We start from the raw sequence: 15,013 nt of genomic DNA, 5'->3' as shown, positions 1-15,013 counted from the left end.
ACTAGGGCTGGACGCCGCGCGCCAGCAATGCGTCCAGCTGCGCAAACAGCGTGGTGAATTGTGCGTTGGCGGTGCGGCAGTAGGCGCAGGTTTGCAAATGCGCGGCGAGCGCCTGTTGCTGCGCCTGTCCCAGCGGCTCGTCGCGCGCGCTGATGACCAGATACGTCGTCTCGCGGCAGGTCAATGCTTTGTTCATTCCAGTTCTCCCCAGCCGCGCACCGCACACTCGCGCAAGCGCATGCGGGCGCGGTATAACGTCACGCGCAGGTTGCCGCTGCTGATCGTACAGCTGGCTTCGATTTCCTTCAACTCCATGCCCAGGTATTCGCGCATCAGGAATAGCCGCGCGGTGTCCTCGGGCAGCCGGTTCATGCAGACTTCGATGATGTCGAGCAGCTGCCTTTCGGCCTCCTTGGTGGCGCCGCAGACGGTGTCGACGAAGCTGTCCGGGTGCCAGGCGTCGTCGCTGGTGAACAGCGGATCGAACTCGCCGCCGCCGTCGTTGCTGGTGCTGTCCGGCAGCGGCGCCTGGAAGCGCCGGGCGCGGATGGCGTCGACGATCTTGTGGCGCAAGATGGCGGTCAGCCAGCTACGCAGGCCGGCGCGGCCGGCGTAGCTGTCCCATGCCTTCATCGCACCCAACAGCGCTTCCTGCACCGCGTCCTCGGCGTCGGCGGCCGAAGCGAGTTGCAGGCGCGCCAGCCGTAGCAGAAAGGGCCGCTCCTGCGCCAGCTGGCGCCATGGATCGGCGTCGCTCATTGCGTGCGTCGTCCCAGTGAAATCGCGTAAGCGGGTGCGCGCGCATTCAGGATCGGGTCGGCCGACGGCGTAATGCCGGCTGGCAGCGTCACCGGCATGAAGACGACGCCATCGCAGCTTTGTGCCGCCAGCGCGGTCACGCGCAGCGTGCCGAGCGCCACATGGCCATTGCCTTGCCACTGTTGTGACGAATCGATCAGGGAATCGCCCTGGGCCGGCAATTGCGCATAGATGGTGAACTCGGCCGGACGCAGGGCCAGGCGCTGCGCAAGTTCGGCTTCCAGGAAGTTGTCGGGCATGGTTTTTTCCTCATCATCGCTCAGGTAGAGTGTGCCGGCGGCTGGTTCGACCACGATGCGCGCGTGCTGTTTCGCGCTGCCCGCACCTTCGAAGACAAAAGCGTTGGTGGAGAAGTAGGGCGTGGCGGCATACGACGCAGGCGCGGTGTGGGATGCCAGCAAGGCTGGCTGATTCTTGCCGTCCGGGTATTTGGCATTATGCGCCGCAACCTTGGCCGGGTCAGGTTTTTTGGTCACCGGGTCCGGCACGCGCGCCTCCAGGAAGCTGACAAACGATGCCGGCGTGGCGGCAAAGAACACGGGTTCGGAGATCAGCAGCAGGTCATAAGTTTCGTTGCCGCCGGTCAGACGCATCGACAGGCCGCGCACTGAGCGGCTTTTGTCCGATACGCCGGGATTGCCGCCGCCGATCGAAAAGCGGATCGCCGCATCCACCCTGGCTTGTGCGAACAATGGGCTGTTGACGAACTGCGCCACCTGCGGCGCCGGCGTAAAGTCGCCCTTGGCACAGAAGCCCTTGGCATGCGAGCCGCGTTTGCCCGGGTGCTTGCCGAAAGTACCGTTCAGCGCGTCGACCAGCGCGGCGGGACCGGGGACGTCCGCTTCGGCGGCGGTAGCTTGTTGATTGAGTAGCAGCAGGCTTGCAGCGAGAATGGCTGGTTTCACGGTGTTCTCCAAAGAGGTTGAGATACCGTTAAGTCGTTCCACCGCTTTGTTTGTTACACGCATTTTTGATGATGCATGGTAACAGGTCCTTTTTTGTTGTCGCCTCCTCTATAATGACGGAGCAACACTACCTGATAAAAGAACGGACCACTATGCCCAAATTTCCCCGCCGCCGCGCCAAGAACGCGGCCGTAGCCAAACTGCCCAAAACGTCACGTTTCAGCCGTTTTGCGCGTCGCGCCCGGGGACTGGACCTCGACCGGCCGCGCCATCGCGGCATCTACCTGCTGCCGAACGCCTTCACCACGGCGGCGCTGTTCTGCGGCTTCTACGCCATCGTCATGGCGATGAACCAGAAGTTCGAGCATGCGGCATGGGCGATTTTCATCGCCATGATCCTCGACGGCCTGGATGGCCGCGTCGCCCGCCTGACCAACACGCAGAGCGAATTCGGTGCGCAATACGACTCGTTGTCGGACATGGTGTCCTTCGGCGCCGCGCCGGCGCTGGTGATGTATGAATGGTCGCTGCGCGGCCTGGGCAAGCTGGGCTGGATCGCCGCCTTTGTCTACTGCGCCGGTGCCGCGCTGCGCCTGGCGCGCTTCAACACCAATATCGAAGTGGTGGACAAGCGCTACTTCCAGGGCATGCCTTCGCCATCGGCGGCAGCGCTGATGGCCGGCTTTATCCTGATGATGCTGGACCTGGAAGTCTCCGGCCTGGAAATGGGCTGGGTATCGTGGGGCATCGCCGTATTTGCCGGCCTGACGATGGTCAGCAATGTGCCGTTCTACAGCTTCAAGGATGTGAACTTCCGCAAGCCGGTGCCATTCATCGGCGTATTCCTGATCGCGCTGGGCCTGGCGCTGATCGCCATCAAGCCGGCGGCGACCTTGTGGCCGCTGTTCGCGGTGTATGGCATATCGGGCTATGTGGTGGCCGCCTGGCGCGCGGCCAAGGGCAAAAAGGTCAGCCTGATCCAGACCGAGATGGAAAGCGACGACCCGAGCGAACGGCTTTAAATAATAGGGCGGTCGGCCCTGAAGCAGTGAAACGCAACGCAGCATCAGCCACGGAGCTATCATGAGCAACGCATCCAACCGCCTCATCATCTTCGACACCACCCTGCGCGACGGCGAGCAATCGCCGGGCGCGTCGATGACCAAGGATGAAAAGGTCCGCATCGCCAGGCAGCTGGAGCGCTTGCGCGTGGACGTTATCGAAGCCGGCTTCGCGGCAGCGTCGCCGGGTGACTTCGAATCCATCAAGGCGATTGCCACCGCCGTGCGCGAATCGACCATCTGCTCGCTGTCGCGCGCCAATGACCGCGACATCGCCCGCGCCGCCGAAGCGCTGGCGCCGGCCGAGCGCAAACGCATCCACACGTTCATCGCCACCTCCAAGCTGCACATGGAGGCCAAGCTGCGCATGCTGCCGGAGCAGGTGTTGACACAGGCGCGCAATGCGGTGCGCTTTGCCCGCCAGCATACCGACGATATCGAATTCAGCCCGGAAGATGGCAGCCGCTCGGACGAGGACTTCCTGTGCCGCGTACTGGAAGGTGTGATCGAGGAGGGCGCGACCACCATCAATTTTCCCGACACGGTCGGCTACGCCGTGCCGGAGCTGTTCGGCGAAGCCATTCGCCGCCTGCGCGAGCGCATTCCGAATTCCGACAAGGCCGTGTGGTCGGTACACTGCCATAACGATCTGGGGATGGCGGTGGCCAACTCGCTGGCGGGCGTGATGATCGGCGGCGCGCGGCAGATCGAGTGCACCATCAACGGCCTCGGCGAGCGCGCCGGCAATACCGCGCTGGAAGAAGTGGTGATGGCGCTGCGCACGCGCGGCGGCTACTACAACCTCGAATGCGGCATCGACACCACACAGATCGTGGCGGCATCCAAGATGGTGTCGCAGATTACCGGCTTCGCGGTGCAGCCGAACAAGGCGGTGGTCGGTGCGAATGCGTTTGCCCACGCCTCGGGCATCCACCAGGATGGCATGCTGAAGTCGCGCGAGACCTATGAAATCATGCGTGCCGAGGATGTCGGCTGGGCCGCGACCAAGATCGTACTGGGCAAGCTGTCCGGCCGCAACGCCTTCAAGCAGCGTTTGCAGGAGCTGGGCATCGGCCTGGAATCCGAGGCCGAGGTGAATGCCGCCTTCGCGCGCTTCAAGGAGCTGGCCGACCGCAAGGCCGATATTTTTGACGAGGACATTCTGGCGCTGGTGTCGGACGAGCAGCAATCGCAGGAAAGCGAGTTGTATCGCTTTATCTCGCTGGAGCAGCGTTCCGCCAGCGGCGAGACGCCGACCGCCAAAGTGGCTTTCAGCATCGACGGCGAGGTGCATGTCAGCGAAGGCCGTGGCGACGGCCCGGTGGATGCCACCGTCAACGCCATCGAGGGCGAGGTGGGCAGCGGCGCAGAGCTGGTGCTGTTCTCGGTGAACGCGATCAGCACCGGCACGCAGTCGCAAGGCGAGGTGACAATGCGTTTGTCGAAGGAGGGCCGCATCGTCAATGGCGTTGGCGCGGACCCGGATATTATCGTGGCGTCGGCAAAGGCGTATCTGTCGGCGCTGAACAAACTGCATTCCAACATTGAGCGAGTGAATCCGCAACCATGAGTGAGTATTTTGATGTTGTAGCGTTGGGCGAGGCGATGGTGGAGTTCAACCAGGCCGAATCCAGCGAGCCTTTGTATCGCCAGGGCTTTGGCGGTGATACGTCCAACGCCGTGATTGCCGCCAGCCGCCAGGGCGCGCGCGTGGCCTACCTGAGCCGTGTCGGCGAAGACCATTTTGGCCGCATGTTGCTGGACCTGTGGCGTGCGGAAGGCGTGGACGTGAGTGTGGTAGCGCGCGACCCGCAAGCGCCGACCGGCTTGTACTTCGTGAATCACGGCCCGGAAGGACATACCTTCAGCTATCTGCGTGCTGGTTCGGCGGCCAGCCGCATGCAGCCGCAGACGATGGACCTGAGCGCGGCGGCGCGCACGCGCTGGCTGCACGTATCCGGCATCTCGCAAGCGATTTCCGCCAGCGCTTGCGATACGGTGTTTGCCGCCATCGAGACGGCGCGCGGGGCGGGCGGCAAGGTTAGTTTCGATCCCAACCTTCGCCTGTCCCTGTGGCCATTGGCGCGCGCCCGCGCCACCATTGCGGCGACGATCGCGATGACCGACCTGTTCCTGCCGAGTCTTGACGAAGCGGTGGCGCTGGCAGGCACCGACGATGTGCCGGCGATCTTTGCCTGGGCACGTGCGCATGGCGCGCATACGGTGGTGCTGAAAGCCGGCCCGTCCGGCGCATGGTATGCGGCGCCAGGCGCCGAACCGCAACTGGCCGCATCGCGCGCCGTGCAGGCGGTGGACGCCACCGGCGCCGGAGATTGTTTCGACGGCTCGCTGCTGGCGCGCCTGGCGGCAGGTGACGCGCTGGCCGATGCGGTACGCTACGCCAATGCGGCCGCCGGCCTGTCGACGCTGGGCCATGGCGCGGTGGCGCCGATTCCGACTGCGGAGCAGGTGCGCGCGGCGCTGGGCTGATACTTCGTTCCACGCCGAAGCATTTGCGCTACCCGATAGCTATCCTGATGTTTTCAACAGGAGGTTTACATGGCTGTCACTTGCTTTATCCGTTACGAGATCGATCCCTTCCAGCGCGAGGCATTCCGCCAGTATGCCGAGAACTGGCACCGCATCATCCCCCGACTGGGCGGCCGCCTGCTGGGCTACTTCCTGCCGCTGGAAGGCAGCAACTACGAAGCCTGGGGCCTGGTCGGCTTCGATACGCTGGCGGACTATGAATCCTATCGCGCCCGTTTGCGTGCCGATGCCGAGGCGACCGCAAATTTCGCCTACGCCCAGCGCGAACGCTTCATCTTGCGCGAAGAACGTACCTTTACCGAGGCCGTGACATGATCGCTGTGATTTTTGAAGTGACGCCAAGCGCCGATGGCCGCGCCGGGTATCTGGCGCGCGCGGCACAGTTGGCGCCGTTGCTGGCCTGCGTGGATGGCTTTATCTCGGTCGAACGCTTCACCAGCATCACCACGCCAGGCAAGATGTTGTCGCTATCCTTCTGGCGTGATGAGGCGGCGGTGCAGGCATGGCGCCAGCAGGAGCAACACCGCGTCGCACAGCGGGCGGGGCGCGACGGCGTGTTCGACGACTACCGCCTGCGCGTGGCGTCGGTGATCCGCGACTACGGCATACATGACCGCGCTCAGGCGCCGGCCGACCAGCCGCCCATGACCCCGCGCTCCGGGCGCGCCTCTCCATGACGCTGGCGCAACCGCGCTTTGCCCGCGTGGCGGCGGCCATCGGCGATCCGACGCGGGCACTGATGTTGTCGCGCCTTCTGGATGGCCGCTTCTACACCGCCACCGAACTGGCGCAACACGCCGGCGTGGCGGCACCGACCGCGTCGCAGCATCTGAAGCTGCTGGTGGATGAAGGCCTGGCCCGCGTTCGCGCGCAGGGCCGCCACCGCTACTACATGCTTGCAGACGGCAATGTGGCGCATGCACTGGAAGCGCTGCTGCGCGTGGCTGACGGCGCACTACCGGAATCCACGCGCTGGAAGGCGCCGTCGATGCACGGCCTGCGCCATGCGCGCAGCTGCTACGGCCACCTGGCCGGCGTGATGGGCGTAGACCTGTGCCGCTGCTTCATCGATCAGGGCTGGGTGGAGGGCGACGCGCAGGAATATGCGCTGACAGCGGAAGGCGTGGCACGCGTGCGCGATCTCGGCATCGTGCTGCAAGAGAGTCCGCGTCAACTGTATGGCTGCGTCGACTGGTCCGAACGCCGCGACCATTTCGCCGGGCCGCTGGCAGTCGCGCTGCTGGACAACTTCATCGAACGCGGCTGGCTGCGCCGCAGCGCCGACACGCGCGCACTGGAAGTCTCCGCCAGCGGCCGCAAAGCCCTGGCGGAGCTGTTTGTTTAGAAGCGAACTTTGACGTAGGCGGCCGGGCCGTGCAGGCGCACGTTGAGGTCGCTATTGTCGCGGTTGCGGTTCAGGCTGATTTTGTGTGCCGTGTATTCCGCCACCACGCCAACTGCCTTGGTCGGATACCATTCCACGCCCAGCGCGCCGCCATAGATATGGCCTTCGATGTTGCCGCCGTTTTTCTTGATCCCGGAAGCGTCCGCGTACAGGCGCACGTTATCCGATACCTGCTGACGCCAGCCCAGTTCCAGCAGCGGCGCGTAAGCGTGCTCTTTTTCATGGTAGTCGGCATTGCCGGCCACGCCGTTCAGCACGCCGCTGGCGGTGCCCTTGATGCTGGCCGAGTAGTAGGCGGCGCCGACGCCGACGCCAAATACGCTGTTGCCGCTGCCGATCCACCACTTATAAGCCAGATTGGCCAGGTCCAGTTTCAGCTTGGCGTTCAGCTGGCCGGTGCCGCTCAGCGGCAGGCCGTTGACGTTGGTGGAGCCACTCAGCGACGGGTTGTAGTTTTTGTCGTAGCGGTAGTAATCGAAGTCCAGGCCCTGCGAATCGCCGATCAGCAGCGATGCCTTGACGCGCGGCAGCGTAACGTGGTCCAGCTCGTAGCTGCCGGTATCGATGCGGCCATAGTTGGTATCGCCCTGATAGTCGATCTTCGGCTCGGTGTAGAAGGCGCCGACCGACAGACTGGCGCGGTCGAGTGCCGGCGAAGGTTCTGCCCAGGCGATGGCGCTGGCGGCGCTCAGGGCCAACAGCGTGGCGGCGTAAATGGCGTGGCGGGCAGGGGGCGTGCGTAAAGACATGGTTTCTCCATAGGTTGCAATGTTGATGGGAAAATAATAGCAACCATGACCAGCCAAACACGTCGGCGCACGCCCAGAGTGCGCGTGGGAATCATCCTACTCTATAGCCAACCGGGCAAAAGGCAATCAATATTAGCCGTTTGGTGGCAGCTCCCCCAAAAAGAGCATACACAGCCTGTATTTTCCGCTATACTTCCGGGTCTGGTCTTTCCGGCCAGGCTTCATTGCAACTTCACGGTGGGCAGGGTTACGACTCCGCGCACCGCATGTTAAAGGTAAATATCATGACCGTAGAAAACATCAACAAAGCAGCGATCATCGCTGACAACGCCCGTGGCCAAAAAGACACCGGCTCCCCAGAAGTGCAAGTTGCACTGCTGACCGCACGCATCAACGAACTGAACGGCCACTTCAAAGCCCACAGCAAAGATCACCACTCGCGTCGTGGTTTGATCATGATGGTTAACCGTCGTAAATCCCTGCTGTCCTACCTGAAGAGCAAAGATGCAACCCGTTACCGCGATCTGATCGCTAAACTGGGTCTGCGTAAGTAATTCTTGCGCCGTCTGGCTTAAGTCAAAATGCCTGCGTCAGTTTGCTGTCGCGGGCATTTTGTCTTTCTGGGTATTGAAAAATTGCCAAGTAGAATGTAGTAAAGGTGGTCTGACAACTGCCTGTGGTGAGGTGAACGACAGCCCCTGAAAATCTGTCGGCAAATAGAAAGGGATTACCCATGTTTAATAAAGTTACGAAAACCTTCCAGTACGGTCAGCACACCGTCACGCTGGAAACTGGCGAAATTGCTCGCCAGGCATCCGGCGCGGTGATGGTGTCGATTGAAGACACCGTCATTCTGGCCACCGTGGTAGCGCGTAAAGACGCGAAACCAGGCCAGGACTTCTTCCCGTTGACCGTCGACTATCTGGAAAAAACCTATGCTGCGGGTAAAATCCCTGGCGGTTTCTTCAAGCGCGAAGGTCGTCCTTCGGAAAAAGAAACGCTGACCTCCCGCCTGATCGACCGTCCTATCCGTCCGCTGTTCCCGGAAGGCTACCTGAATGAAGTGCAAGTGGTCATTCACGTTCTGTCGGTCAACCCGGAAATCGATCCAGACATCGCCGCGATGATTGGCGCTTCGGCCGCGCTGAGCGTGTCGGGCGTGCCATTCAATGGTCCGATCGGCGCCGCCCGTGTGGGTTACGCCAATGGCCAGTACATCCTGAATCCTACCGTTGAACAACTGAAGACCTCGCAGATGGATCTGGTGGTTGCCGGTACCGAAACCGCCGTGCTGATGGTGGAATCGGAAGCGCAGCAGCTGTCGGAAGAAATCATGCTGGGCGCCGTGGTCTTTGGCCACACCCAGATGAAAGCCGTGATCGACGCGATCCACGAGCTGGTACGCGACGGCGGCAAGCCTGAACAAGTCTGGACCGCGCCAGCCAAGAACGAAGCGCTGATCGGCCGTGTGGCCCACTTCGCCGAAGCGAAGATCCGCGACGCCTACCAGACCCGCGACAAGCAAGCCCGTACCGACAAGCTGCGCGCAGCATCGGCTGAAGTCGTCGCTGATCTGGCTGCTGAAGCTGCCGCTGCCGGCGCCGCTGCACCTGATTCGGTTGACGTTGGCAACATCCTGTTCGACATGGAATCGAAGATCGTCCGTTCGCAGATCCTCGAAGGCGAGCCACGTATTGACGGCCGCGACACCCGCACCGTGCGTCCAATCTCGATCCGTACCTCGGTGCTGCCACGCACCCACGGTTCGGCACTGTTCACCCGTGGTGAAACCCAGGCGCTGGTGGTTGCCACGCTGGGCACCGCCCGTGATTCGCAGAAGATCGACGCGCTGATGGGCGAGTTCACCGATCCGTTCATGCTGCACTACAACATGCCACCGTTCGCCACCGGCGAAACCGGCCGCGTCGGTACGCCGAAGCGTCGTGAAATCGGTCACGGCCGTCTGGCCAAGCGCGCGCTGATCGCCGCGCTGCCGTCGCAGGAAGAGTTCAGCTACTCGGTGCGCCTGGTGTCGGAAATCACCGAATCGAATGGTTCGTCGTCGATGGCTTCGGTCTGCGGCGGCTGCCTGGCGCTGATGGATGCTGGCGTGCCGATGAAAGAGCACGTGGCCGGTATCGCCATGGGCCTGATCAAGGAAGGCGGCCGTTTCGCCGTGCTGTCCGACATTCTGGGTGACGAAGATCACCTGGGCGACATGGACTTCAAAGTAGCCGGCACCCGCAACGGTATCACCGCGCTGCAGATGGATATCAAGATCCAGGGCATCACCAAGGAAATCATGCAAGTGGCGCTGGCGCAAGCCAAAGAAGGCCGCGAGCACATCCTGGGCGAAATGCAAAAGGCCGTGCCAACCGTGAAGACCGAACTGTCGGACTTCGCACCACGCCTGATCACCATCAAGATCAATCCGGAAAAAATCCGTGACGTGATCGGCAAAGGCGGCGCCGTCATCCGCGCGCTGACCGAAGAGACCGGCACCCAGATCGACATCAGCGACGAAGGCGTAGTCACCATCGCTTCGGTTGACGCTGCTGCCGGCCAGGAAGCCAAGCGCCGCATCGAAGAGCTGACCGCATCGGTTGAAGTAGGCAAGTCCTACGACGGCGTCGTGCTGAAGCTGCTGGACTTCGGCGCCATCGTTCAGGTGATGCCAGGCAAAGACGGCCTGCTGCACATCTCGCAGATCGCCAACGAGCGTGTGAACGCCGTTGCCGACTACCTGAAAGAAGGCCAGGCAGTACGCGTCAAGGTTCTGGAAACCGACGACCGCGGCCGCCTGAAACTGTCGATGAAAGCCGCAGCGGAAGAAGCAGCCGCAGCAGCAGCCAACGCACAGTAATCAGTTCAGTCTGATGTGAAAACCGCCGGGTGCGCAAGCCCCGGCGGTTTTTTTATTGTTCTTTGATTTGCGTCTAGCGGTGGATGAAATTTCGTTGTGCCGCCGGCTTGACAGGTCTAGCATGAGCTGACATACCGTCACCGGGGAGTCATCATGCAAACCACTATTTTTATCGATGAAAAGCTGATGCAAGAGACGCTGCTGTTGACGGGATTGACATCAGAAAGCGCAGCCGTGGAACTCGGCCTGCGCACGGTGGTTCGCCTCAAGCAGCAAGAGAAGATACGTGAAATCCGAGGCAAGCTGCCTTGGGAGGGCAACCTGGACGCCATGCGGTCTGACAAATGATCTTGGTAGACTCCAGCGTCTGGATCGATTTTTTCAGAGGCAATTCGACCCCGCAAACCGATGCGCTCGATGCCATATTGGGCCACGAGCCTTTGGCCATCGGTGACTTGATTTTGGTTGAGGTGCTGCAAGGCTTTCGTCTGGATCGTGACTTCCACCAAGCGCAGAGATTGCTAACTTCGCTGACCGTGATCGATCTCGGCGGTCGAGCCGTAGCCATACAGGCGGCCCACAATTTTCGCGCCTTGCGGTTATTCGGCGTCACCATACGCAAAACCATCGATACATTAATCGCCACCCGCTGTATTAACGATAGCTATGCCTTGCTTTACAGTGACAAGGATTTCGATCCTTTCGTCGATTACCTTGGCCTGCGCTCGGCAATGCCCTTTCTTGCCTAATCTGCGCCGGCAATATATGGCATGTTAGATTTGCATTTTCTATTGATAATTGTGTTTTCAGCGGCGGCATCACGCTCGGGATACCGTTTGTGAGCGTGTAATTTTTCGTCATTTCGATCGTCGCTTTTGCCGTTGTAAGTTTGCTTCTCGATTGCTATTAAGCGGGCTGATGTGGATTAGCTCTCGTCCAGGGCACGGTCTGCGGGCTTTGAGATGCTGGCCGTGCTGAAGCGCTGAACTTTGCGTTCTCCATCCTGTCCAACGTGCAGGGGAGGACATCATGGATAGTCTCTACTACGAAGACGTTGCGGCCTGGGCAGAGAAGCAGGTAGCACTGCTACGTTCACATCAATGGGCGCAGCTGGATATCGAGCATATCGCCGAAGAAATTGAGGATATGAACGTTAGCCATCGCCATCAGTTGGCACACCGGATGGCAATTCTCCTGGCGCATATGCTCCAGTGGAAATATCAGCCAGATCGCAGAGGTAAAAGCTGCCTTAATACCATGCGTACACAGCGCGACGCCATCGCAAAGCTATTCAAGAAAATGCCAAGCTTGCGTAAGCTGCTAGAAGACGCCGAGTGCGATGAGGAAGTTTGGCGTGACGCGGTCGATATCGCCGGACGCGAAACAAACCTGGTTGATTTGCCTAAAGATCGCGAATGGCCGTTTGAAGTTGTTTTGAAAGCAGACTATTTGCCTGCTCAAGGCCCGAAAATAGCGCCTTGAGCAGGTGCTGGCGCTGGATTACTTGCCGTCGTAGGTGACGCGGAAGATGCGGCCGGCGTAGTCGTCGGAGATCAGCAGCGAGCCGTCGGCCAGCATGATCACGTCGACCGGTCGGCCGACCACTTCTTCACCGCGCAGGAAGCCATCGATGAAGCTGGTGTCGCTGACCATCTTGTTGCCGTACAGCGTGATCAGGCGGACGTTGTAGCCGATCTTGGTCGAGCGGTTCCACGAGCCGTGCTCGGCGACGAAGATGTTGTTGCGATACGCTTCAGGGAACTGCTTGCCGGTGTAGAAGCTCAGGCCCAGCGGTGCCACGTGCGGCCCCAGCTTGGCGACCGGCTCGACAAACTCTTCGCAGGTACGGCCCGCGCCGAACTTCGGATCTGGCACCACGCCACCGTGGCAATACGGGAAGCCGAAGTGCTGGCCGAACTTGGTCAGCACGTTCAGCTCGCACGATGGCGTGTTGTCCCCCATCTCGTCGCGGCCATTGTCGGTGAACCACAGCTGTTTAGTCGTCGGGTGGAAGGCGAAGCCGACGGTGTTGCGCACGCCACGGGCGATTTCTTCCAGCTGGCTGCCGTCCGCGTTCATGCGGTAGATCTTGGCGCTCTTGGTATCGTCGGTGTCGCAGATATTGCAGGGTGCTCCGACCGGAATGACCAGCTTGCCGTCCGGGCTGGCCTTGATGACTTTCTCGCCGTGCCATTTGTCATTCGGCAGGCTGACTTTGACCACTTCATACGATGGCTTTTGCGCGTAACGCTTGTCGATGTTGTCGAAGCGGATTACGCGGCTGATTTCGCCGACATACAGCGCGCCGTTCAGCAGTGTGACGCCGATCGGGTTTTCCAGGCCCTCGGCGATGGTGACCACGTCCGCCGTCTGCTTGTCCGCACGCGGCACCAGCGCGTACACCTTGCCGGCTTTGCGCGAACCGACGTAGACGATGCCGCTGTCCGACACCACCATGCTGCGTGCCGTGGTCGCGCCTTCCGCGTACACGCTGATGCGGAAGCCTTTGGGCAGCGTGAAGCCGCTCAGCAGATCCGAGGCGGGCTTGACCACGGGCGCCGCAACTGGTGCCGGAGCCAGCTTCTTGTTGGCGTTGGCGCCGATGTAATCAGCCAGCAGCGCAATCTGCGATGGGCTCAAGGCTGGCGACCAGGCTGGCATGTTCTTGTCCGGAACGCCCTTGCTGATGATCTTGATCAGGTTGGCCTTGGTCGGCTCGCCGTGCAGCCAGGCATGCTGGCCCAGCGTGGGGCCGACCGCGCCCTCCATCTTGGCGCCATGGCAGGCGGCGCAGTTGGCCTGGTACAGTTTGTCGGCGGCTTGCGTGGAAGCGGCCGACAGCGCGGCAGACGCGGAGAAGGAAACGAACGCCATGCCGATGGCGGCGGCTTGCAGAGCGGTCTTGTACATTGGAAGTTTTCCCCTGATAAATGGTGGCGCCATTGTACAGTCAGCGCAGGGGAGTGAGGCGGCGTGTTTGCCGCCTCGATACAACTCAGCTTGCCAGACTGTTGCGCAGTTGCGGCAGCGCAGCGATGCGTGGCTGGGAGGCGCGCGCGGCGGTGCGCACCACGCCGGTCGATGCGCCTGCACCATCCAGCTTGAACACGCTGACCAGTTGCGCCAGGTGGGTGGATTGGCCTTGCAGCGATTCCGCCGCTGCGGCTGCCTGTTCCACCAGCGCGGCATTCTGCTGCGTCACGCCGTCCATCTCGCCGATGGCCTGGTTGATCTGCTCGATGCCAGCTTCCTGCTCCTGGCTGGCGCTGGCGATCTGTTCCATGATCTCGCTGACGCTGCGTACGCTGCTGACGATTTCGGTCATGGTGTTGCCAGCCTGGTCGACCAGGGCGGCGCCGCTTTCGATTTTTTCCACCGAATCGCTGATCAGTTCCTTGATGTCCTTCGCGGCGCTGGCCGAGCGTTGCGCCAGGTTGCGTACTTCCGATGCGACCACGGCAAAGCCGCGACCCTGTTCGCCGGCGCGCGCCGCTTCGACAGCCGCGTTCAGCGCCAGGATATTGGTCTGGAAGGCGATGCCATCGATCACGCCGATGATGTCGACCACGCGCTTGGACGAGCTGCTGATCGATTCCATGGTGGTCACCACTTCCGCCACCACGCCGCCGCCGCGTACCGCCACGTCGGAGGCGGTGGCCGCCAGCTTGTTGGCCTGGCGGGCGTAGTCGGTGTTCTGTTTGACGGTCGAGGTCAGCTCTTCCATTGACGAGGCGGTTTCCTCCAGCGAGCTGGCTTGCTGCTCGGTACGCGACGACAGGTCCATATTGCCGCTGGCGATTTCGTCCGATGCGATGGCCACCGCCTCGGTGGTGGTGCGCACTTCGCCGACGATGGAGGCCAGGCGGTCGCGCATGGCGGCAATGCTGTACAGCAGGCTGGACTTGTCATTGGCCGCCAGCTCCACGCGCACCGTCAGGTCGCCGGCCGCAATGCGGTCGGTGATGCCGGCGGCATAGCTTGGTTCGCCGCCCAACTGCTTGAGCACTGAGCGGGTAATCAGCCAGCCCAGCAGAATGGCGACGCCTAGCGACACCACCGCCAGCACGACGGACAGCGTGATGCCCTGGATGCTGCGGTCGTGCACGGCTTTGCCGGTTTTGTCGATGGCGGCGCGCTGGCGCTCGGCAACTGCGCCGATGCTGGCCAGGTAGCGTTCGCAGGCAGGCACGAACAGTTCGCGGATGCGCTGTGCGGTCAGCTCGGCGTTGCCGCTATCGCGCGCTTCCAGCACACTTTTGCGCGCGGCCTGGTAGACATCGCGGTCGGCCAGGGCCTTGGCGTACAGTTCCTTGGCGCGCGGGTCGACCAGGCGGTCGTTCAGCAGTTTCTGCACTTCGGCGTTGCGCTGGATGGCGCGTGCCAGGCCGTCGTCAAAATAGCGACGGTCTTCCGGATTGCTCAGGCGGGCGGATGCCTGGGCGCGCTGCACATTGCTCTGGATGCTGGCTTGCCACTCGGTGACCAGCCGTTCGGTTTGCAGTTGCTGTTCCAGCAGGTGGTCGGTGTCTTCGGTGATGCTGCGCAGGGTGAGCGAGCTGCCGACAGCAATAACCAGCAGCAGTACCAAGCACGCGCCAAAACCTATGGCCAGGCGGTTACCCACTCTCATTTTGGCGAAATTCATGTGTTTCCTCGATAGT

General features: G+C 61.8%; 17 protein-coding genes. 11 read left to right on the top strand and 6 right to left on the bottom strand.

Translation table 11 applies throughout. The annotated features are described in order from the left end of the window. Position 1: 1 nt before the first annotated feature. From BLS51_RS05505 to BLS51_RS05495, 3 genes are read right to left on the bottom strand one after another with little or no spacing between them, the layout of a single operon-like run. Positions 2–196, bottom strand: a complete 195-nt coding sequence (locus BLS51_RS05505; RefSeq protein ID WP_090176976.1) for a zf-HC2 domain-containing protein — start codon at positions 194–196, stop codon at positions 2–4. Then, on the bottom strand, positions 193–759 hold the full coding sequence (locus tag BLS51_RS05500; RefSeq protein WP_090176980.1) for a sigma-70 family RNA polymerase sigma factor: 567 nt from the start codon (positions 757–759) through the stop codon (positions 193–195). The genes BLS51_RS05505 and BLS51_RS05500 overlap by 4 nt, the downstream gene beginning before the upstream one ends. After that, entirely contained in the window at positions 756–1,724 is a 969-nt protein-coding gene (locus BLS51_RS05495) for a catalase family peroxidase (RefSeq protein WP_175472514.1), read from the bottom strand. Before BLS51_RS05495 ends, BLS51_RS05500 begins: the two co-directional genes overlap by 4 nt. Before the next feature lie 152 nt (positions 1,725–1,876). Between BLS51_RS05495 and pssA the strand changes: the two genes are divergently transcribed. The 6 genes from pssA to BLS51_RS05465 all read left to right on the top strand — a co-directional run bounded on the left by pssA (position 1,877) and on the right by BLS51_RS05465 (position 6,680). Further along, positions 1,877–2,746, top strand: coding sequence for a CDP-diacylglycerol--serine O-phosphatidyltransferase (gene pssA / locus BLS51_RS05490; protein ID WP_090176986.1), 870 nt, complete (start codon positions 1,877–1,879; stop codon positions 2,744–2,746). 61 nt (positions 2,747–2,807) lie between these two features. After that, positions 2,808–4,355, top strand: coding sequence for a 2-isopropylmalate synthase (locus BLS51_RS05485; protein WP_090176991.1), 1,548 nt, complete (start codon positions 2,808–2,810; stop codon positions 4,353–4,355). Next, positions 4,352–5,275 (top strand): sugar kinase, encoded by a 924-nt coding sequence (locus BLS51_RS05480; RefSeq protein ID WP_090176994.1) that lies wholly within the window; start codon positions 4,352–4,354, stop codon positions 5,273–5,275. The genes BLS51_RS05485 and BLS51_RS05480 overlap by 4 nt, the downstream gene beginning before the upstream one ends. A gap of 69 nt (positions 5,276–5,344) precedes the next feature. Then, entirely contained in the window at positions 5,345–5,650 is a 306-nt protein-coding gene (locus BLS51_RS05475) for an NIPSNAP family protein (RefSeq protein ID WP_090176997.1), read from the top strand. Further along, a complete protein-coding gene (locus tag BLS51_RS05470) occupies positions 5,647–6,012 on the top strand; it encodes an antibiotic biosynthesis monooxygenase family protein (RefSeq protein ID WP_090177001.1) in 366 nt (121 codons plus the stop codon). Before BLS51_RS05475 ends, BLS51_RS05470 begins: the two co-directional genes overlap by 4 nt. Continuing rightward, a complete protein-coding gene (locus BLS51_RS05465; protein WP_090177005.1) occupies positions 6,009–6,680 on the top strand; it encodes an ArsR/SmtB family transcription factor in 672 nt (223 codons plus the stop codon). The genes BLS51_RS05470 and BLS51_RS05465 overlap by 4 nt, the downstream gene beginning before the upstream one ends. Here BLS51_RS05465 and BLS51_RS05460 read toward each other — a convergent pair. Then, positions 6,677–7,489 carry a hypothetical protein gene (locus tag BLS51_RS05460; RefSeq protein WP_090177010.1) on the bottom strand — a complete coding sequence of 271 codons (813 nt, stop codon included), beginning with the start codon at positions 7,487–7,489 and terminating at the stop codon, positions 6,677–6,679. The two genes, BLS51_RS05465 and BLS51_RS05460, sit on opposite strands and share 4 nt — an antisense overlap. Positions 7,490–7,773: 284 nt before the next feature. On the opposite strand from BLS51_RS05460, the gene rpsO reads away from it, so the two are divergent. From rpsO to BLS51_RS05435, 5 genes are all read left to right on the top strand, one after another. Beyond that, positions 7,774–8,043 carry a 30S ribosomal protein S15 gene (rpsO, locus tag BLS51_RS05455; RefSeq protein ID WP_090177014.1) on the top strand — a complete coding sequence of 90 codons (270 nt, stop codon included), beginning with the start codon at positions 7,774–7,776 and terminating at the stop codon, positions 8,041–8,043. A 179-nt stretch (positions 8,044–8,222) separates the two neighbouring features. Beyond that, positions 8,223–10,352: a polyribonucleotide nucleotidyltransferase gene (gene pnp / locus BLS51_RS05450; protein ID WP_090177017.1), complete on the top strand. Its 2,130-nt coding sequence runs from the start codon at positions 8,223–8,225 to the stop codon at positions 10,350–10,352. A 153-nt stretch (positions 10,353–10,505) separates the two neighbouring features. Continuing rightward, positions 10,506–10,700, top strand: coding sequence for a type II toxin-antitoxin system VapB family antitoxin (locus BLS51_RS05445; protein WP_090177019.1), 195 nt, complete (start codon positions 10,506–10,508; stop codon positions 10,698–10,700). Then, the gene (locus tag BLS51_RS05440; RefSeq protein WP_090177022.1) at positions 10,697–11,101 is read left to right on the top strand and encodes a type II toxin-antitoxin system VapC family toxin; all 405 of its coding nucleotides are present in this window, start codon (positions 10,697–10,699) and stop codon (positions 11,099–11,101) included. The genes BLS51_RS05445 and BLS51_RS05440 overlap by 4 nt, the downstream gene beginning before the upstream one ends. Before the next feature lie 280 nt (positions 11,102–11,381). Further along, complete coding sequence (locus BLS51_RS05435) at positions 11,382–11,834, top strand: DUF29 domain-containing protein (RefSeq protein WP_090177025.1); 453 nt, start codon at positions 11,382–11,384, stop codon at positions 11,832–11,834. Between the two features lie 18 nt (positions 11,835–11,852). Here the strand turns inward: BLS51_RS05435 and BLS51_RS05430 are convergent, their stop codons facing one another. Beyond that, positions 11,853–13,262, bottom strand: coding sequence for a c-type cytochrome (locus tag BLS51_RS05430; RefSeq protein WP_229207376.1), 1,410 nt, complete (start codon positions 13,260–13,262; stop codon positions 11,853–11,855). 85 nt (positions 13,263–13,347) lie between these two features. Then, positions 13,348–14,997 carry a methyl-accepting chemotaxis protein gene (locus BLS51_RS05425; protein ID WP_139168652.1) on the bottom strand — a complete coding sequence of 550 codons (1,650 nt, stop codon included), beginning with the start codon at positions 14,995–14,997 and terminating at the stop codon, positions 13,348–13,350. Between the last annotated feature and the right edge of the window lie 16 nt (positions 14,998–15,013).

The organism is Duganella sp. OV510, from assembly GCF_900100205.1.
GTDB lineage: Bacteria > Pseudomonadota > Gammaproteobacteria > Burkholderiales > Burkholderiaceae_D > Rugamonas.
This window is presented reverse-complemented; position numbering and strand designations above follow the sequence as displayed.